The 19,526-nt window shown below is 72.1% G+C and carries 13 protein-coding genes; 2 read left to right on the forward strand and 11 right to left on the reverse strand.

The window, feature by feature from the left end; all coding sequences use genetic code 11:
* Window positions 1-61: 61 nt before the first annotated feature.
* The 4 genes from treZ to malQ form a co-directional block, all read right to left on the reverse strand.
* A complete protein-coding gene (treZ, locus tag OO60_RS20460; protein WP_003059624.1) occupies window positions 62-1,780 on the reverse strand; it encodes a malto-oligosyltrehalose trehalohydrolase in 1,719 nt (572 codons plus the stop codon).
* Window positions 1,777-4,053, reverse strand: a complete 2,277-nt coding sequence (gene treY / locus OO60_RS20465; RefSeq protein WP_033261897.1) for a malto-oligosyltrehalose synthase — start codon at window positions 4,051-4,053, stop codon at window positions 1,777-1,779. The genes treZ and treY overlap by 4 nt, the downstream gene beginning before the upstream one ends.
* Complete coding sequence (gene glgX / locus OO60_RS20470; protein WP_033261898.1) at window positions 4,050-6,176, reverse strand: glycogen debranching protein GlgX; 2,127 nt, start codon at window positions 6,174-6,176, stop codon at window positions 4,050-4,052. The genes treY and glgX overlap by 4 nt, the downstream gene beginning before the upstream one ends.
* 75 nt (window positions 6,177-6,251) lie before the next feature.
* Window positions 6,252-8,219, reverse strand: a complete 1,968-nt coding sequence (malQ, locus tag OO60_RS20475) for a 4-alpha-glucanotransferase (protein ID WP_003064411.1) — start codon at window positions 8,217-8,219, stop codon at window positions 6,252-6,254.
* 139 nt (window positions 8,220-8,358) lie between these two features.
* On the opposite strand from malQ, the gene OO60_RS20480 reads away from it, so the two are divergent.
* Window positions 8,359-9,798: an amino acid permease gene (locus tag OO60_RS20480; protein ID WP_003064414.1), complete on the forward strand. Its 1,440-nt coding sequence runs from the start codon at window positions 8,359-8,361 to the stop codon at window positions 9,796-9,798.
* On the opposite strand, the gene OO60_RS20485 is transcribed toward OO60_RS20480, so the two are convergent.
* From OO60_RS20485 to OO60_RS20495, 3 genes are all read right to left on the reverse strand, one after another.
* A complete protein-coding gene (locus tag OO60_RS20485; protein WP_033261899.1) occupies window positions 9,776-10,558 on the reverse strand; it encodes a DUF6885 family protein in 783 nt (260 codons plus the stop codon). The genes OO60_RS20480 and OO60_RS20485 overlap by 23 nt on opposite strands.
* Before the next feature lie 62 nt (window positions 10,559-10,620).
* Window positions 10,621-11,979 carry a type I glutamate--ammonia ligase gene (locus tag OO60_RS20490; RefSeq protein ID WP_033261900.1) on the reverse strand — a complete coding sequence of 453 codons (1,359 nt, stop codon included), beginning with the start codon at window positions 11,977-11,979 and terminating at the stop codon, window positions 10,621-10,623.
* Between the two features lie 832 nt (window positions 11,980-12,811).
* On the reverse strand, window positions 12,812-13,606 hold the full coding sequence (locus OO60_RS20495) for an EamA family transporter (RefSeq protein WP_033261901.1): 795 nt from the start codon (window positions 13,604-13,606) through the stop codon (window positions 12,812-12,814).
* A 341-nt stretch (window positions 13,607-13,947) separates the two neighbouring features.
* Here OO60_RS20495 and OO60_RS20500 point away from each other — a divergent pair, with 341 nt between their 5' ends.
* Complete coding sequence (locus OO60_RS20500; RefSeq protein WP_004561029.1) at window positions 13,948-14,127, forward strand: DUF7455 domain-containing protein; 180 nt, start codon at window positions 13,948-13,950, stop codon at window positions 14,125-14,127.
* Window positions 14,128-14,256: 129 nt separating this feature from the next.
* On the opposite strand, the gene OO60_RS20505 is transcribed toward OO60_RS20500, so the two are convergent.
* From OO60_RS20505 to OO60_RS20520, 4 genes are all read right to left on the reverse strand, one after another.
* The gene (locus tag OO60_RS20505) at window positions 14,257-15,438 is read right to left on the reverse strand and encodes an ROK family transcriptional regulator (protein ID WP_051767727.1); all 1,182 of its coding nucleotides are present in this window, start codon (window positions 15,436-15,438) and stop codon (window positions 14,257-14,259) included.
* 11 nt (window positions 15,439-15,449) lie between these two features.
* Window positions 15,450-16,913, reverse strand: a complete 1,464-nt coding sequence (locus OO60_RS20510) for a sugar ABC transporter permease (protein ID WP_004561027.1) — start codon at window positions 16,911-16,913, stop codon at window positions 15,450-15,452.
* Between the two features lie 20 nt (window positions 16,914-16,933).
* On the reverse strand, window positions 16,934-17,707 hold the full coding sequence (locus OO60_RS20515; protein ID WP_004561026.1) for an ATP-binding cassette domain-containing protein: 774 nt from the start codon (window positions 17,705-17,707) through the stop codon (window positions 16,934-16,936).
* 90 nt (window positions 17,708-17,797) lie between these two features.
* A complete protein-coding gene (locus OO60_RS20520; protein WP_004561025.1) occupies window positions 17,798-18,937 on the reverse strand; it encodes a sugar ABC transporter substrate-binding protein in 1,140 nt (379 codons plus the stop codon).
* Window positions 18,938-19,526 lie beyond the last annotated feature (589 nt).

Below are 19,526 nucleotides of genomic sequence, written 5' to 3' on the forward strand. Positions count from 1 at the left end.
TCCCAGATCTCCGGTGGTCCGTGCGCGCCATGACAGACGAGCGACCTGGAGACAACCGCCGTCAGGGTGTGGTTTCGGCCAGGACGAAGGTGTCCGGGGGCAGGTGCGCCGCGCCGCCGTCCACCGTGGCCTCGGCCCAGGCCAGCAGCGGCGCCGCCGTGGGACCCAGCGGCAGCGTCACCGGGCCGGGGCCGAAGTTGACGGCCAGCCGCAGCCCGCCGCGGTGCAGCACGAGCCACGAGCCGTCCGGCGCGGAGTCGACGCGCAGGTTCGCGACCTGCGGGTCGGCCAGCTCGGGCCGGTCGCGGCGCAGCCGGATCAACGCGCGGTAGAGCTCCAGCACCTCCCGGTGCCCGGGCCGCTCGACCTCGGCCCAGTCGAGCCGGGAGCGTTCGACCGTGGCCGGGTCCAGCGGATCCGGCACGTCCGACTCGCCCCAGCCGTGCCGGGAGAACTCGCGACGGCGGCCGGTGCGGACCGCCTCGGCCAGCTCCGGGTCCGGGAAGGACGCGAAGAACTGCCACGGCGTGCTCGCCGCCCACTCCTCCCCCATGAACACCATCGGCGTGTACGGCGAGCAGAACAGGACCGCGGCCCCGCAGGCGAGCCGGTCCGCCGGCACGGTCGCGGACAGCCGGTCGCCGGTCGCGCGGTTGCCGATCTGGTCGTGGTTCTGCAGGTAGCCGAGGAAGCGGTGGCCGGGCACGGTCCGCGTGTCGACCGGGCGGCCGTGGGTCCGCTCCCGGAACGACGACCAGGTGCCCGCGTGGAAGAACACCTCGCGCAGCACCCGCTCCAGTGCGTCCGGCGCGGCGAAGTCGGTGTAGTACCCGGTCGTCTCGCCGGTCAGCTTGACGTGCAGGGCGTGGTGGAAGTCGTCCGACCACTGGGCGTGCAGGCCGAAGCCGCCGCGCTCGCAGGGCGTGACGAGCCGCGGGTCGTTGAGGTCGGACTCGGCGACCAGCGTCAGCGGCCGGTTCAGCGCCGCCGACAGCGCGTCGACCTCGGTGGCGAGCTGTTCGAGCAGGTGGACGGCCCGCCGGTCGAGCAGCGCGTGCACGGCGTCCAGGCGCAGCGCGTCGAGGTGGAAGTCGCGGAACCAGCTCAGCGCGTTGTCGATCACGTACCGCCGGACCTCGTCGGAGCCGGCGCCGTCGAGGTTGAGGCCCGGCCCCCAGTCGTTCTGCCCGGCGAAGTACGGCCCGAACCGGTCCAGGTAGGCCCCGGACGGCCCGAGGTGGTTGTAGACGACGTCGAGCACGACGGCCAGGCCGCGCGCGTGGGCCGCGTCGACGAACCGCTTGAGGCCGTCCGGGCCGCCGTAGGGTTCGTGGACCGCGCCCCACAGGACGCCGTCGTAGCCCCAGCCCGCGGTGCCGTCGAAGGAGTTGACCGGCAGCAGCTCGACGTGCGTGATCCCGAGGTCGACGAGGTGGTCGAGCCGGTCGATCGCCGCGTCGAAGGTGCCGCCCTCGGTGAAGGTGCCGACGTGCAGCTCGTAGAGGACGGCACCGGGCAGCTGGCGGCCGTGCCAGGCGTCGTCGGTCCACTCGAACTCGCCGTGGTCGTAGACGCGCGACTCGGCGTGGACGCCGTGCGGCTGCCACCGCGACCGCGGGTCGGGCAGCCGCTTCTCGTCGTCGTCCAGGAGGAAGGCGTAGTTGAGCCCCTCGGCGTCGGCGTGCCACCAGCCGCCGTCGCCCTCGGTCATCTCGTGCACGCCTTCGTCGACGCTCACCCGGACCCGGCGGGCCGCCGGGGCCCACACGCTGAACTTCATGCGTCTCCTCGCACCAGCAACGCGACGGGGTAACGGTCGAACAGCAGCGCCAGCTCGCCGGTGACTTCCCGGCCGGTCAGGACGTCGGTCCAGGTGCCGGGCGGCAGCGGGAGGACCGTGTCGCGCCAGCCGCCGCCGGCGTCCAGGCCGACCGGCAGGCGGGTCACCGCGACGGCGAGGCCGGCGCTGCGCGTGTAGGCCAGGCAGTGGGCCGCCGCCGGGCCCTCGGCGCGCAGCGGCCGGTAACCGCGGAACAGCGCCGGGTGTTCCCGGCGCAGCCGCAGCGCGTTGTGCACGACCAGCAGCTTCGCCGCGCCCGAGGCGTCGATCTCCGGCAGCTCGCCGTCGAGGACCCGGGCCAGGATCTCCCGGCGGGCCGCGTAGTCGACCGGACGGCGGTTGTCCGGGTCGACCAGCGAAAAGTCCCACAGCTCGGTGCCCTGGTAGACGTCCGGGACGCCGGGTGCGGTCAGCTGGACGAGCTTCTGCCCGAGGGAGTTCGCATAACCGGGCCCTTCGATGCGCCGGACGAACCCGTCGATGTCCCCGGCCAGCTCGGCGTCGTTCACGACGTCTTCGGGCCAGGCGGCGACGTCGGCCTCGAACGCCTCGTCGTGGTCGGTCCAGCTGGTCCGGAGCTTGGCTTCCTTGGCCGCCTTGTCCAGGTAGTCCCGCAGCCGCGCGGGCTCGATCGGCCAGGTCGACACCAGCGTCTGCCAGGCCAGGAGGTTCAGCGACGGCTCGTCGATCCCGCGCCGCGCGGTCCACCGCCGGACGGCCCGGGCGAACTCGCCCGGCACCTCCGCGAGCACCGCCATCCGCGCCCGGGTGTCCTCCGAGCGCTTGGTGTCGTGCGTGGTCAGCGTCGTCATCGCCGCCGGGTAGCCGGCCTCGCGCTCGGCGGCCAGCCGGTGGAACTCCTCGACGCCGAGGCCGAACCGGTCCGGGTTGCCACCGACCTCGTTGAGAGCGGCGAAGCGGGTGTAGCGGTAGAACGTCGTGTCCTCGGTGCCCTTGGCCACGACCATGCCGGAGGTCTGCTGGAGCCGGGTGGCCAGTTCGCTCTCGGGGTTCTTGCGCATGACGGCGTCGAGCATCGCCAGTGGCTCGGCCAGGTCGGGCCGGGCGCGGCGGGCGCCGTCGATCGCGGCCGCCCAGTGCGCCGCGCCTTCGGGGAGGTAGGAACGGTAGACGGGGAAGGCGATCATGGTCTCGGCCACCGCCTGCCGGGCCAGTTCCGGATCGACGTACGGCAGCTGCGCCGCGATCCGCCGGACCTCGGCGACCAGGATGCGGTCGGTGACCAGGCGCCGGGCCTCGGCTTCGACGCGGTGGTAGCCGGTCTTGACGCCGAGTTCGTTCGCCAGCGCGGTGAAGTCGGGCTCGCCCGCGGGGTCGACGAAGACGCCGGCGATCTCGCGGAGGGCGTCGTAGCCGGTGGTGCCGTCGACCGGCCAGCTCTGCGGCAGCGGCTCGCCGGGGTGCAGGATCTTCTCGGCCACGATCCACGCGCCGGGCGCGTTCTCGCGCAACCGCCGGAAGTAGCCGCCCGGGTCGGCGAGGCCGTCCGGGTGGTCGACGCGCAGGCCGGTGACGTCGCCGTCGGCCACCCAGCGCAGCACCTCGCCGTGCGTCTCGGCGAACACCTTGGGGTCCTCGACGCGGACCGCGGCCAGGGTCGTGATGTCGAAGAACCGGCGGTAGGTCAGCTCGGCGTTGCCGCGGCGCCAGCCGATCAGGCGGTAGTGCTGGCGCTCGTGGACCTCCTGCGGCGTCCCGGTTCCCGTGCCGGGCGCGATCGGGAACCGGTGGTCGTAGTAGACGAGCTCGTCGCCGTCGACCGCCAGCTCGGCGACGGCGTCGTCGTCCCCGAGGACCGGCAGCAGGATCGGGCCGCGCTCCCAGTCGATGTCGAAGAAGGACGCGTACCCGGAGTCGCGGCCGTGCTTCAGCACGTCCCACCACCAGCGGTTCGCCTTCGGCACCTCGACCGACATGTGGTTCGGCACGATGTCGACCACCAGGCCCAGCCCGAGCTCCTTGAGCAGCGCGGACAGCTCCCGGCGGGCCTCTTCGCCGCCCAGCGCCGGCCGGGCGCGGGTCGGGTCGACGACGTCGTAGCCGTGCGTCGAGCCCGGTGCCGCGTCCAGCACCGGCGACGCGTACAGCGCGCCGATGCCGAGGTCGCGCAGGTAGCCGGCGATGCCGGCCGCGTCGGCGAAGGTGAACTCCGGGCGCAGCTGGACCCGGTAGGTCGACTCCGGCACGGTCATTCGGGCTCCGTCTCCGTTCGTTTCAGCACGATCAGGGACCGGGCGGGCAGGGTGAGCCGGCCGCCGCCGTCGATCGGCTTCGCGTCGGCGGGGTCCACCTCGCCGGTCGCGGTGTCGACCACGACGGTCCAGTTCTGCCCGTAGCCGTTGCCCGGGAGGGTGGCGTCGATGTCCTCGTAGTGGGCGTTGAAGGCGAGCAGGAACGAGTTGTCCTCGACGTGCATCCCGCGCGGGTCGAGGTCGGGGATCGCCTTGCCGTTGAGGAAGACGACGACGGCCTTGCCGAAGCCGTCGTCCCAGTTCTGCTCGGTCATCTCCTCGCCGGCCGGGGTGAACCAGGCGATGTCGCCGAGCTTGTCGCCCTTGCCGACCGGGCCGCCCTGGAAGAACCGGCGGCGGCGGAACACCGGGTGCCGGTGCCGGAACGCGCCGAGCCCGGCGGTGAACCTGACCAGGTCCGCGTTGGTCTTGGCCAGTTCCCAGTCCATCCAGGACAGTTCGGAGTCCTGGCCGTACACGTTGTTGTTGCCCTGCTGGGTGCGGCCGAACTCGTCGCCGTGCAGGATCATCGGCACGCCCTGGGACAGCATCAGGGTGGCCAGCATGTTCCGCTGCTGCCGCACGCGCAGCTCGTTGACCTGCGGGTCGTCGGTTTCGCCCTCGACACCGCAGTTCCACGACCGGTTGTCGTCGGCGCCGTCGCGGCCGTCCTCGCCGTTGGCCTCGTTGTGCTTTTCGTTGTAGGACACCAGGTCCCGCAGCGTGAAGCCGTCGTGCGCGGTGACGAAGTTGATCGAGGCGAACGGGCGGCGGCCGTCGTCCTGGTAGAGGTCCGACGAACCGGTGATCCGGCTCGCGAACTCCCCCAGCGTCGAGGGCTCGCCGCGCCAGAAGTCGCGGACGGTGTCGCGGAACTGCCCGTTCCACTCCGTCCACAGCGGCGGGAAGTTGCCCACCTGGTAGCCACCGGGGCCGACGTCCCACGGCTCGGCGATCAGCTTCACCTGGCTGACGATCGGGTCCTGCTGGACGAGGTCGAAGAACGTCGACAGCCGGTCGACGTCGTAGAACTCGCGGGCCAGCGCCGAAGCGAGGTCGAAGCGGAAGCCGTCGACGTGCATCTCCGTCACCCAGTACCGCAGCGAGTCCATGATCAGCTGCAGGGTGTGCGGGTTGCGGACGTTGAGGGAGTTCCCGGTGCCGGTGTAGTCCATGTAGTACTCGGGCTCCCCCTCCACCAGCCGGTAGTAGGCCTCGTTGTCGATACCCCGCATCGACAGCGTCGGCCCGAGGTGGTTTCCCTCGGCCGTGTGGTTGTAAACCACGTCGAGGATCACTTCGATCCCGGCTTCGTGGAGGGCCTTGACCATGCCCTTGAACTCCTGGACCTGGCCGCCCTCGCCGGGCATCGCCGCGTAGGAGTCGTGCGGCGCGAAGTACCCGATCGTGTTGTAGCCCCAGTAGTTCGTCAGGCCCTTCTCGGCCAGGCCGTGGTCGGTGACGAACTGGTGCACCGGCAGCAGCTCCACCGCGGTCACGCCGAGCTTCTGCAGGTGCTCGACGACGGCGGGGTGCGCGAGGCCGGCGTACGTGCCCCGCAGCGCTTCGGGCACGAACGGGTGATGCACGGTCATGCCCTTGACGTGGGCCTCGTAGATGACCGTCTCGTTGTAGGGCCGTTTCGGCTGGCGGTCGTTGCCCCAGTCGAAGAACGGGTTCGCCACCAGCGAATACGGCACGTGCCCGGCGCTGTCGTCGTCGTTGCGCTCGCCGGGGTTGTCGAACTTGTACCCGAACAGCGACTCGTCCCACTTCACGCCGTGCGACACGGCCTTCGCGTACGGGTCGATGAGCAGCTTGTTCGGGTTGCAGCGCAGGCCGCGCTTGGGGTCGTACGGGCCGTGCACGCGGAACCCGTAACGCTGTCCCGGGCCGACGTTGAGCAGGTAGCCGTGGTGGACGAAGCCGTCCACCTCTTCGAGCGCGTACCGCGTCTCCTTGCCCTCGGCGTCGAACAGGCACAGTTCGACGCGCTCGGCCACCTCGGAGAACAGGGCGAAGTTCGTCCCGACTCCGTCGTAGGTGGCGCCGAGCGGGTAGGGCGTTCCGGGCCAGGGCCGCACTGGGGTCTCCTCGAGCTTGGGTCGTGCCGGTGGCGTCCGCGTGTCACCCGGGGGTCGCGTGCCACGGGATGGTCGTTACCGGGACAGCGGACGGGCCGCCGCCAGCGGGGCGACCGCGGCGCGGACCCCCTTGGCGGTGAAGAAGCCGTCAACGCTGACGGGAAGGCGAATCCGCCAGTTAGGGTACTGGTCGACGGTTCCGGGCAGATTCGGCTGCCGCACCTGGCCCGTCACGTCGGCCGGCGAGGTGAGCACGAGCCGGGACGCGGCCTTCGCGAGCAGCGTGTGCAGCGCGACGACCGGGTCGTCGTCCGGAATTCCTTCGCGCGCAACGAGTTCGAACAGGGCCTTGCGCTCGTCGGCCGCCGCCTGTGCTTCGGCGTCGACAGCGCGGTCCAGCAGGCCCAGCTCGGCACGGACCCGGACGTGCTCGCCCTGCAGCCAGCCCGAAACCGTCGGCAGGTCGTGCGTGGAGATGCTGGCCATGGCGTCGGGGTCCCAGCTGTCCGGCGCCGTGAACGGCTGGCCGGGCGCGTCCCAGTCCCGCTCGAACCACAGCACGGCCGAGCTGAGCATCCCCCGTTCGTGCATCGTGTCGGTGACGACCTCCTCGACCGTCCCCAGGTCCTCCCCCACGACCACCGCGCCGGCGCGGTGCGCTTCGAGCGCGAGGACACCGACCATCGCCTCGGCGTCGTAGTGGACGTAGGTGCCGCGATGCGCGGGCTCGCCCGGCGGGATCCACCACAGCCGCCACAGGCCGGCGATGTGGTCGACGCGGATGCCGTCGGCGTAGCGGAGGACACCGCGGATGACGTCCCGGAAGGGCGCGTACCCGGCCTCGGCCAGCTTGTCCGGCCGCCACGGCGGCAGGTTCCAGTCCTGCCCCTGCTGGTTGAACGCGTCCGGCGGCGCGCCGACCCGGACATCGGCGGCGAAGACGTCGTTGAGCGCCCACGTGTCGGCCCCACCGGGGTGCACGCCGACCGGCAGGTCGTGCACGATCCCGACCGACATCCCGGCCTCGCGCGCGGCCCGCCGCGCCGCTTCCAGCTGGACCCGGCAGAGGTGCTGGAGCCACGCGTGGAAGCCGACGCGTTCCGCGAGTTCTTCCCGCGCCTTCGCGGCGGCCGGGCCGGCCGGGTCGCGCAGGTCCTCCGGCCAGTCCCGCCAGTCGGCGCCGTGCCGCTCGGCAAGGGCGCAGAAGAGCGCGAAGCCGTTCAGGTCGTCGTCTCCGGGCACGTCTTCGACGCGGTGGGGCCACAGCAGCTCGAGCGCGGCGCGTTTGGCCGTCCAGACAGCGTCGTAGTCGACCAGCTCGCCTTCGCGGTCCGGAGCGAGGGACTCGACGGCCGCCTGAGTGGCCGCGTCGGCGTTCTGGAACGTCTCGGTGGCGGTGACGCGCAGGTAGACGGGGTTGGCGAACCGCCGGCTCGCGGGCGAGTACGGCGACCGTTCGACCGGGTGGGCCGGGCTGATCGCCTGCACGGGGTTGACCAGCAGCACCCCGGCGTCCAGTTCGGCGGCCGAGCGGGCGGCGAAGGTGGCGAGGTCGGCGTAGTCGCCGATGCCCCACGACCCGGGCGAGTGCAGGGCGTAGAGCTGCAGCATCCACCCCCAGGTGGGCCGCACCCCCGGCAGCGACGCCGGCACGACGGCGAGGACGACGTCCTGCTCGGCGGTGACCACCCGGTGCCACCCGAGCGGCAGATCGGCGGGCAGCTCCCCGTCGGCCCGCCGCCGCGTCCCGTCTTCGAGGACGACTTCGGCCTCGACGCCCAGCGTCCTGCGGCTGCCCTGCCGCACGACGATCGTCGGCGGCAGCGCGGCGGGCGCACGGCGTGCCGCGGTCAGGGCGGCGGCGATGGCCGCCTCGCTGGTGGCGTCGACACCGAACTGGCCGAGGACGGCGACGACGACGTCGTCGGCCACGTCCACCCAGACCCGGTCGGCGTTCTCGTACCGGGTGGCCACCCCGTGGTGGTCGGCGAGCTGGTGCAGGGCGGTGCGGGCGGGGATCTGTTCGGGCACGGGCACCAGCATTCCGGTGCCCGGCCGTTCCCGCCATCCACGCGGGACGACGTCACTCCGGTGGCCTGCGCCCGCCGGACCCGGCCGCCGATCTGCGGGCCGACCCGTGACCTTCTAACTTCACCTCATGGGTGTGCGGAGAACGCTGAACGTGGACGACGTCCTGGCCCGCCAGGACTCCGGGGACCTCAAGCGGCGGCTGCGCGGACGCGACCTGGTCGGGTTCGGCGTCGGGATCATCATCGGCACCGGCATCTTCACCCTCGCCGGCGTCGAGGCGAAGACGCACGCCGGGCCCGCCGTGACGCTTTCGTTCGTGCTCGGCGCGGTCGTCGCCGGGCTGGCGGCGCTGTGCTACGCCGAGCTCGCCTCCAGCGTCCCGACCGCCGGGAGCGCCTACACCTACGCCTTCGCCACCCTCGGCGAGGTGTTCGCCTGGATCATCGGCTGGGACCTGCTGCTGGAGTTCGCGCTCGGCGCGGCCGTGGTCTCGCGCGGCTGGTCGGGGTACCTGGCGAACCTGCTCGGGCTGTCGCCGCAGTGGTTCGGCGAGGACGCGAAGGTCAACGTCGGGGCGGTGCTGATCATCGCCGTGCTGACCGTGGTGGCCGTGCTGGGCATCAAGGAGTCGGCCTGGCTGACCAACCTGCTGGTGTGCGTGAAGGTCGCGGTCTGCGTCCTGGTGCTCGCGGTCGGGCTGTTCTTCGTCAAGGGCGCGAACCTGACGCCGTTCATCCCGCCCGCCCAGGCGCCGCAGAACGGCTCGACGGTGCTGGAACAGCCGATCGTGCAGGCCGCGCTCGGGCTGGAGCAGTCGGTGTACGGGATCGCCGGAATGATCACCGCGGCTGCCGTGGTCTTCTTCGCCTACACCGGTTTCGAGGCGCTCGCGAATCTCGGCGAGGAGACGCTGAACCCGCGCAAGGACCTCCGCGTCGGCATCCTCGGCGCGCTCGGCGTGTGCGCGCTGCTCTACATCGGCGTGTCGATCGTGCTGACCGGCATGATCCCGTTCACCGACATCGACACCGGCGCGCCGCTGGCGGACGCGTTCGACCGGGTCGGCCAGCACTGGGTGGGCGCGCTGATCTCGCTCGGCGCGGTGACCGGGCTGACGTCGGTGATGATGGTCGAGCTGGTGACGATCGGCCGGATCGGGTTCGCGATGGGCCGCGACGGCCTGCTGCCGAAGGCGCTCGGCACCGCGCACCCGCGCTGGGGCACCCCGCACCGGATGACCATCGGCGGCGCGGCGCTGATCGCCGTGCTGGCGGCGTTCATCCCGATCTCCGAGCTGGCCGACATGGTGAGCATCGGCGCGCTCTCGGCGATGATCATCGTGGCGGTGGCGGTCCCGGTGCTGCGCCGCCGCCGTCCCGACCTGGATCGGCCGTTCACGGTGCCGTTCTCGCCCGTCGTCCCGGTGGTCGCGGCGCTGGCGTGCCTGTACCTGATGCTGAACCTCAACGTGCTGACCTGGATCCGGTTCGCCGCGTGGCTGGTGATCGGCCTGGTGATCTACTTCGCCTACGGCCGGCGGCACTCCCGGTTCGCCCCCGGCGCCCCGGTCAGTCCCAAAAGGACGGACTGAGCCCGGCGACCCGGGCCGCTTCGCGCACCACGGCGGCCTGGCCGGTGTCGACGACCACGAGGACGCCGAGGCCGGCCAGCGCCGCCGTCACCCATTCGACCGGCTGGTCGTGCAACCCGTTGTCGCCCAACGACGGGTAAGTGTCCACAATGGAGATCAGGGTGCCCTCGGCGCCGATGCGGATTCCCGCCAGGAGCACGAAGTGACCGCCGGGCGGGCGCCAGCGGGACGTCCACAGGGGCGGAACGCCGGTGTCGAGGTAGTCGAGCAGCGCGCGTTCCGGGGTGTCGTGGGCGCCGAGTTCGGCGCCGTCGATCCGGGCGATCACCGCGACGCGCGGGACGTCCCACAGCCCGACCAGCAGGTCGAAGAGCGACTCGGTGGTCCACTCCCCCGTCACCGGCACCGCCGCGAGGGCACCGCGCGACAGCGACCCGGCGGCCGCCGCCAGCCCGGAGACCCGGGTGCCCGCCGCGGCCGGGTCGTCGACGACCGGCAGCGGCAGCCGGAACCCGGACCGCCCGGCCTCGCCGCGCGGCCGCACGACCGGGCCGCGGACCGTGCCGGCGGCCGCCGCGACGGCGTCCTGGTCGGGCACGTCGAGCCCGGCCGCCCGCAGCGCGGCGAGCCCGCAGAACGCCGCGGCCAGGCCGTCCTTCTGGGGCAGTTCCGCCTGGGCCACGGCGGCCAGCCGGGCGCCGCCCGGCAGCCACCGCACCCCGGACAGGTCCAGCTGCCCGCCGTCGATCCCCGAAGACATCGGTCCCCTCAGAACCTCGTTGAGGCGCGGGTGTCAGCGCCGTCCCGACCAGAATAGGGTTCTCAGTACCGCCAGAGGTGGGCGGCGACGACCTCCTCGGCCGGGCGTTCGGCCGCCCAGGCCGCGTCGGACGCCCGCACCGCCCGGAAGGCGCCCAGCAGCTCGTCGCCGAGCACACCGGCGATCCGCGGCGACGCCACGAGCGCGGCGTCCTGCGCGGCGGGGTCCATCGGCAGCCGCCGCACCCCGTGGGCTTCCCGCTCGCCGTCGGACCAGCCGCCCGGGTCCTCGCCGATCGGCTCGGGCAGCGCGGGCGCGTCCTCGATGCCGGCCATCCCGGCGGCCAGCACCACGGCCAGCGCGAGGTACGGGTTGGCCGAGGCGTCGGAGGTCTTGAGCTCGACGTTCGCGTGGTCGGCGCCCAGCAGCGTCGAGCCGGGGACGTACCGCAGCGGCGCCTCCCGGTTCTCGACGCCCCAGAAGGCGTACGCGCCCGCGAAGAAGCCGGGCCGCAGCCGCAGGGTCGAGGGGACGCTCGGCGCGGTGACGGCGGTCAGGGCCGGCAGGTCACGCAGCAGCCCGGCGAGGTAGCCGGCGCCGTCCCCGCCCGGCTGCCCGGTTTCGTCGCTTTCGAGCAGGTTGCGGCCTTGGCGGCGGACGGAGGTGTGCAGGTGCCAGCCGTTCCCGGCCGCCCCGGCACCGACCATGGGCGCAAAGCTGACGGCGAGCCCGTGCACGCGCGCGGCGGCGTGGATGGTCTGCCGGGCGAGCAGCTGATCATCGGCGGCGGACACCGGATCGGTGGCGGCCAGCGACAGCTCGAGCTGCGCCGTCCCGTACTCGGCGTGCAGCTGGCCGATCCGCAGGCCGTTGGCGGCGAAGTCGTGCAGCAGGGCGGCGACGAACGCGTCGAGGCCGACGAGGGCGTGCGGGCTGTAGGCGGGCCCCGGGTGCCCGGGCGAGGTGAGGACGTCGGGGCTGCCGGCGGGCGCGACGGCGAATTCCAGCTCGTACCCGGCCCGGAACTCCAGGCCCCGTTTCGCGCCCTCGGCGACCTGCCGTTCAAGGACGGTCCGCTGGCAGTAGGGCCACGGATCGCCCTCCCGGGTGAGCTGCCGGACGGGAGCCCAGGCGAGCGCGGGCTGCCCGGCAAGCCGCCGCAGCCGATCGACAACGGGCACGAGCCGGATGTCACCGGAGGGGGTGGCGAGGCCGGAGTGGGCGTAGGTGATGGCGTCGTGGCTGTCGAAGACGGCGAAGAGCGAGGTGGCCCCGACGCCCCGGGTGGCGGCATCGGCGAGCCCGGCCACGGGCACGATCCGCGAGCGGGGGATGCCGTTGTTGTCGGCCCAGGCGAGGTGGACACCGCTCACGCCGGCGGCGGCGAAGTCCTTCGCCGCGGCTGATGCCGCTTTCGTCATGGCCACCCGCTTTCGTGCCGCCCGGGGGTCAGTATCCCGGGTGGGCGCGGCGGGGGCCATCACGAACCGGCGGGTGGCGGTGGCGTTCTCGGCGGGTGGGCGGTGCTGCCCGGGGATGGGTCGCCTCGCGGCCGCGCACCGGCCGCCCGCGGGGCGCTCACCCCGCCACCGACCGCGGGTCGCTCGCCTTGCGCTGCCCGCGGGTCGGTCGCCTGACCACCGCCGCCCGCGGATCGGTGCCCTCGCCGCCGCGCACCGGCCGGTCGCCCGACCGCCCGCGGGACGCTCATCCCGCCACCGACCGCGGATCGCTCGCCTTGCGCTGCCCGCGGGTCGGTCGCCTGACCACCGCCGCCCGCGGATCGGTCCCCTCGCCGCTGCCCACCCGCCGCTCGTCCCGCCGCCGCCCGCGGATCGGTCACCTCGCCATCGACCCTCACCTCGCCGCCGCCGCAAGCGGGCCGGTTCCCTCGCCGCCGCCCACCCGGCGACTCGCCTTGCCACCTCCGCCCGTGAGCCGCTCGCCTCGCCGCCGCCCGCAGGCAGGACCCGCCCTCCCTGGGGGTCCGTCCCGGTTCGAGCGTATCGAGGGCGGCCGACGGAAACTCGCGAAAAGCGGCCGTGCGCCAGCAGTTGTCCCCATCACGGCCGACCTGTGGACAACCCCGCCAGGAGCCCCCAGCATGGCCGCCCGGACGGCCGCCAGCCGGTCGGCTTCGAAGCCTTGCAGCACCGGTCGGGTCCGGGCCGGAAACGAGGCCCGAGCGCCGCTCCGGCGCCCGCCCCCACGCCACCGCCGCCTCACCCCGGCGGCCACCCCACGCCACCGGCCTCACCCCGGCGGTTCGGACCCCGGCGCGTCCCGGCTCCGCAGCGCCACCCCCGCAACCACCGCCAGCGTCCCGCCCGCCTCCACCACACTCGGCACCTGCCCGAGCAGCAGGAACCCCATCACCCCCGCCGTCACCGGCAGCAGCGCCAGCAGTGTCGCGAACCGCGCCTGCCCCACCCGCCGCAGCACCACCTGGTCCAGCCCGTACGGCACCACCGTCGACAGCACCCCCACCCCGACGCCCAGCAGCAGCAACCGTGGCGAAGACCACACCGCACCCGTCCCCAGCGCCAACGGGGACAGCACGACCGTCCCCGCGAAGAAGCCGATCGCCAGGCTGTCCAGGCCGTCGCCGCCCACCGCCACCCTCTTGCCCAGGAGGATGTAGCCCGCCCATGCCGCAGCTGCCCCCAGGGCGAACAGCACGCCCCAGAAGCTTCCGCTCAGGCGGACGTCCGCGATCGCCACCACCCCGGCCGCCACCAGCAGCAGCGCGAACACGTCCCGCAGCGTGCGGGAGCCCAGGGCCGCCACCACCACCGGGCCCGCGAACTCCATCGCCACCGCCGTGCCCAGGGGCAGCCGGGCGATCGCTTCGTAGAACAGCACGTTCATGCCCGCCGTCACCACGCCGAACACGATCGCCAGCAGCAGGCGCCTGCCCCACCAGGCCGCGCGGCCCGGGCGGCGCCACGCCAGCAGGACCGCCGCCGCGCCGAGGCAGCGGAGCCACGCCACGCCCGCCGGGGTGGCGTGGCCGAAAAGGTCGACCGCGACCGCCGCGCCCGCGTACATCGAAATTCCGCTGAGAACGAACAAGACGGGGGCGGGTACCGCGGAAAGCCGTCGCGGCGAAGTCACCGTACTCACCGTCCCATGGTCCCTGACCACGGAAAACGTAACTCTCCGGGTATTCGTCTCCTGGAATGCGGGATCCGGTTACGGCATCCGGGGTAAATCGACGTGACTCAGGTCCCACCGGCGCGGGAACACTTGCGAGCCGCGAAACGTCTGGAACAGTGGAAGCACGAACACGCGGAGCCGGAGGCGATCGCCGCCACCGGCAGCAGTCCCGAAGTGGGCGTAGCTGGATCGATGGCACCGGGCGACCGGTGCCGGGACGGAGGGAGACCCCCATGACATCGCCGACGCTCACCCGCCCCGAACTGACCGCCGCCGACCGCTGTGACCGGTGCGGAGCAGCAGCTCAGGTACGAGCCATCCTCAGCACGGGTGGCGAACTGCTCTTCTGCGGGCACCACGCCCGCGAGCACGAGGCCAAGCTCAAGGAACTGTCCGCCGACATCCAGCGGTAACACAGACGACCGAAAGGCGGCCGGTGCGCACAGGCACCGGCCGCCTTTCTGCATCTTGCAGATTGCGTGTCCGATATCACGGTACGGCCGCGAACCGCAGTGATTACGGACACGGAAGCGGACAGAAAATCAGACAGAATCCAGCACGACTTCGAACGCCACTTCGGCCGCGCCCAGCAGCCGCCCGTCGGCTCCCAGTGCCGAGCTGACGATCCGCGTGCCGCCGACCGCGCGGCTCACCAGGCTGCGCCGCCGCACCTCGGCGCCGATGTGGCGCAGCACCGCCTCCGGCAGCACCGTCAGCAGGTCGCCGAGGATCACCAGCTGCGGGCCCAGCAGGTTGACGACGTTGATCAACCCCAGTGTCAGCCACTCCGCGAACTCCGCGAGCCGGGTCATCGCCGCCTCCGGGTCGCGGGCCAGCTCGCGCAGCTCGAACAGGATCGCCCCGCGTGCGGTGTCCTCGGCCAGGCCGAGCGCCCGGCACAGGGCCGCCTCGCCGACCTCGGTCTCCCAGCAGCCGCTGCTGCCGCAGTAGCAGGGGCGCCCGTCCGGGCGGATCACCATGTGGCCGATCTCGCCGACGTACCCCGAGCCGCCGCGCAGCGCCGAGCCTTCGGCGATGACGCCGCCGCCGACGCCGACGTCCGCCGAGATGTACACGATGTCGGACGCCCCGCGGGCGGCCCCGCGCAGGTGCTCGGCCACCGCGCCGAACTCGGCGTCGTTGCCGACCAGGATCGGGATCTGCAGCACCCCGCCGAGCCGCTCGCCCAGCGCCACGTCGGTCCAGCGCAGGTTCGGGGCCTCGTGCACGTGCCCGTCCGCGCGCCGGACGACGCCGGGCACCGACACCCCGGCCGCCACCGGGGTCACGTCGAGGTCGCCGGCCAGGATGGCCGTCGACTCGATGATGTGGGTGATGACCTCCTCGGGCCGGCCCATCCGGCCGCGCAGGTTCCAGCTGTTGCGGCCCAGGATCTGCCCGCCCAGCCCGACCAGGGCGATCGCGACGTGCTCGACCTGCAGGTCGACCGCGAGCACGACCGCCGCGTGCGGCTGGGGCAGGACCAGGAGCGAGGGGCGGCCCGCCCCTCGTCCCGGCCTCGGCACCTTCTCCTCGACGACGCCGGCTTCGGCGAGCCCGTCGACGAGGGTCTTGATCGTGCTCCGGTTGAGCCCCAGCTCCGCGGCCAGGGTCGCCCGGGTGCTCGGCCCGCCGACGTGCAGCAGGCGGAGCAGGGTCGTGCGGTTGTGCCGGCGCACCTCGTCCGGTCGTGCAACGGGCGTGCTGGTCACGGGCTTTATCATCCCATGCTGGTTCAGCGCGCCGACGCAGCCGCGCGGCGCCGGGACAGCGCGTCGACCGTGGCGGCGAGCAGCAGGACCAGACCGGTGATGATGTTGACCACCGCGGCCGGCTGCTTGAGCAGGCCCAGGCCGTTGATGACGACGGCGATCACGAGCCCGCCGACCACCGCGTCGGAGACCCGGCCCTTGCCGCCGAACAGCGACGTGCCGCCGATGACGGCCGAACCGACCGCGAACAGCAGCGTGTTCAGGCCACCGGACTGCGGGCTGACCGAACCGACCTTCGACGCGGCGACGATGCCGCCGATGGCCGCGACCGCCGAGCCGATGACGAACACGCTCGCGCGGATCTTCGGCACGTCGATACCGGCGCGGCGGGCAGCTTCCTTGTTGCCGCCGACCGCGTAGACGTACCGGCCGTACTTGGTCCGGTTGAGCACGTAGGTCCCGGCCACCAGCAGCGCCAGCATGATCGGGATGACGTACGGGACACCCTGGATCGTCACGACCGTCTTGTTCGGCGAGCGGTCGATCGTCAGCAGCCAGGTGCCCACCGCCGACAGCACGACGAGCGCGCCGACCTTGACCAGCACCAGCGCCGTCGGCTGGACGACCAGGCCGCGCTGGAGCCGCTTGAAGTGGCTGGTCAGCGTGATCACCGCGAACCCGCCGGCCGCGACGAGGAAGAAGATCCAGCTGCCCAGGATGTTCAGGTTGCCGTTGGCGATCTTGTACAGGACGTCCGAGTTGCTGATGCCGATCGTGCCGCCCTCACCGATGAACTGCAGCAGCACGCCCTGCCACACGATGAACAGCGCCAGCGTCACGACGAAGGACGGCATGCCGATCTTCGACACGAGGAAGCCGGTGATGCAGCCGATCGCGGTGCCGACGCAGATGGCCAGCAGGATCTCGAGCCACGCGTTGGCGGGCACCCCGATCGCGACGATCAGCAGGCCGATCAGCGAAAGCGCGGCACCGGCCCAGATCCGCTGGTAGGCCGACAGCAGCATGGCCACGGCGAGGACCGCGATGAACGTGACGAACACGCCGGTTCCCAGCGAGCCCAGCAGGTTCCCGGCGTGCACGTAGTGCAGGGCCATCACCGACGCGGCGGTGCCGGACGCGACACCGGCGGCGAGGTCGATCTCGCCGAGCAGCAGCACGAAGACGATGCCCATCGCGATGATGATCACGCCCGCGCCCTGCGGGAACACGTTCGCGATGTTCGCCAGGGTGAAGAAGTTGTCCGACAGCGCGCTGAACAGGATGACCAGCACGAGCAGGCCGAACAGCGACGGCAGCGCGCCGAGCTCACCGGCCCGCAGGCGGGCGAAGTAGTCGCGGACGGCTTCGCCGGTTGACATCGATGTCGTGTCGATGCCGAAGTCGGAGATGGCCCCGGTGGGGGCCTGGGTCTGCGCGAGCGCGTCGGCAGGCGTGCCGACCTCGTGCTTGGCAGGGGTTTCAGTCATTTCCGGTTCTTTCTTCCCGCTCACAGGACCACGGCTTCGGGCCGGGCCAGGCCGAGGTCACCGGAGCGACCGGCGGTGATCAGTTCCACGACCTGGCCGTGGGTGACGTCCTTCGTGTGCACCTCGGCGACGAGCCGGCCGAGGTAGAGCACGGCGATGCGGTCGGCGACCTCGAACACGTCGGCCATGTTGTGGCTGATCAGCACGACCCCCAGGCCCTGCTCGGCCAGCCGCCGGACCAGGTCGAGCACCTGCCGGGTCTGCGCGACGCCGAGGGCGGCGGTCGGCTCGTCCAGCACGACGACCTTGCTGTTCCACAGCACCGACTTCGCGATGGCGACGGTCTGCCGCTGGCCACCGGACAGCGAGGAGACCGGCGTGCGGACCGACTTCACGGTCCGAACCGACAGGGAGGCCAGCGTCTCGCGGGCGGCCTTCTCCATGCTGGCTTCGTCGAGCTTCCACGAACTGCCGCGCTCGCGGCCGAGGAACATGTTCTGGACGATGTCGAGGTTGTCGGCGAGCGCGAGGTCCTGGTAGACGACCTCGATGCCGAGCTCGGCCGCGTCCTTCGGGCCGCGGATGTGGGCGTCCTGCCCGTTGAACCGCACGGCCCCCGAGTCGTACGGGTGGATGCCGGCGATGCACTTGACGAGGGTCGACTTGCCGGCACCGTTGTCGCCGACCAGTGCGGTCACTTCGCCCGCGCGCACGTCGAAGTCCACGTCGTGGAGGACGTGGACCGGCCCGAAGCTCTTGTTCAGGCCCTTGATCTCGAGAATGGGCTCACTCATGGCTGGCTTTTCTCCTGGGTGGGGACCGGGCCGGGACGCGCCGTCGGGGTGCGCGTCCCGGCCCGGCTGTTCATGGGTACTGCCGGGTGATCAGGAGATGCCGAGCGAGCTGCACTTGGCGGCGAGGTCGCCACCGCAGATCTCGGCCGCCTTCACGTAGCCCTGCGTCACGACGGTCTTGATGTCCTTCGCCAGGATCGTCGTCGGGGTCAGCAGCACGGACTTGATGTCGCGGTTGCCCTTCGGGTCGTGCAGCTTGCCCGTGGCGATGGCGTCGGCACCGGCCTTGTCACCCTTGGCCAGCGCGGCAGCCAGCTTCGCGCTCGCCTCCGCCTCTTCCTTGATCGGCTTGAAGACGGTCATGTACTGCTCGCCGCGCATGACCGCCATCAGGCCGTCGGCGGTGGCGTCCTGGCCGGTGACCGGGACCTTCCCGTTGAGGCCGTTCTTCTTCAGGATGGTGATGACCGCGCCGGCCAGACCGTCGTTCGCCGCGACGACGCCGTCGACCTTGCCCGCGTTGGCCTGGAAGATCTGCTCGAACGTCGTGCCGCCGAGCTGGTTGTCCCAGTCGTTGATCGGCTGCTTCTGGATCCGCTTCAGCTTGCCCGACGAGACCAGCGGCTCGAGCACGGAGTCCTGGCCGTTGGTGAACAGGGTCGCGTTGTTGTCGGTCGGGGCGCCCTCGATCTGGACGAAACCCGCGCCGGCCTTGTCCTTCAGCGCGTCCGCCATGGCCTGGCCCTGGAGCTGGCCGACCTTCTCGTTGTCGAACGAGACGTAGTAGTCGGCGCTGCCGCCGAGGCTCGGGCGGTCGTAGTCGATGACCGGGATGCCCGCCGTCTTCGCCTTCGCCTCGACCGCGGCACCGACGGCCGGGTCGGACGGGGCGATGATCAGGACCTTGACGCCGGAGCTGATGAAGCCGTCGGCCAGCGTGGAGAACTTCTGGGCGTCGCCCTGGGCGTTCTGGACGTCGGCGTCGAAGCCCTGCGCCGCGAGCGCGGCCTGGAGCATCGGCTTGTCGAAGGCTTCCCAGCGGGCCGAGCTGGCGGTCTCCGGCAGGATGACGCCGACCTTGCCGCTGGCGCCGCCGCCGGCGGCCGGAGCGGACGAGGAGGCGGAGTTGCTCCCCGTGCCCCCGCTGTTCGAACTGTTGGTACCGCAAGCGGTCAGCACCAGGCCGGTGCTCACCGTGGCGGCGAGGAGGGTAAGGGTTCTGGTGCGCATCCTCGTTCCTTCCGGATCCAAGCATTGGTGACGAGCGGCCGTCGGCGTCTGCGTCGGGCCAGCGAGGCGGCGATCCGGGAGGCCCGGCGCACCGTCGCGCATATGTTGTGGGCGACAACATATGCCGCTGAGCGGCTGCGGGGAAGATAGCTGGATCGATTAAATGACACCAATTGGACACGGTTCGGCAACACGGGCTGAACCTCGCCCGGAAAGAGTAGATCCGCTGACGATGTGATCGCCAGCACTCACCGTAAGTTACATCGATGTTTCACAGGACCGTGACACTGGTCCGGTCGTGTGCACCGAGCGCAACCCCGTGGCGAATCCACGTCTTTGCCCCGGGATCGGTCGCCGACTTGCGGACTTCGTGGCCGGAACTGCCCGATCGGCCGGATTGCCGGGGGCGGACGGGCAGTCCGGTGGTGACACGGCGGTACGCAGCGTCACAAGCCCGGCGGTGCGGTGATCCGGCCGCGGCGGAGACGGACGGTGATCGCCGGAACTTCAGCCTCCCGGGCGACAGCAGGCGCCAGCGGGCCTCCCGGACGGCTGCGGGCGCGAGCAGGCGCTTCCCGGCGCCGGGCGA

This window comes from Amycolatopsis vancoresmycina, from assembly GCF_000716785.1.
GTDB classification, from domain to species: domain Bacteria; phylum Actinomycetota; class Actinomycetes; order Mycobacteriales; family Pseudonocardiaceae; genus Amycolatopsis; species Amycolatopsis vancoresmycina.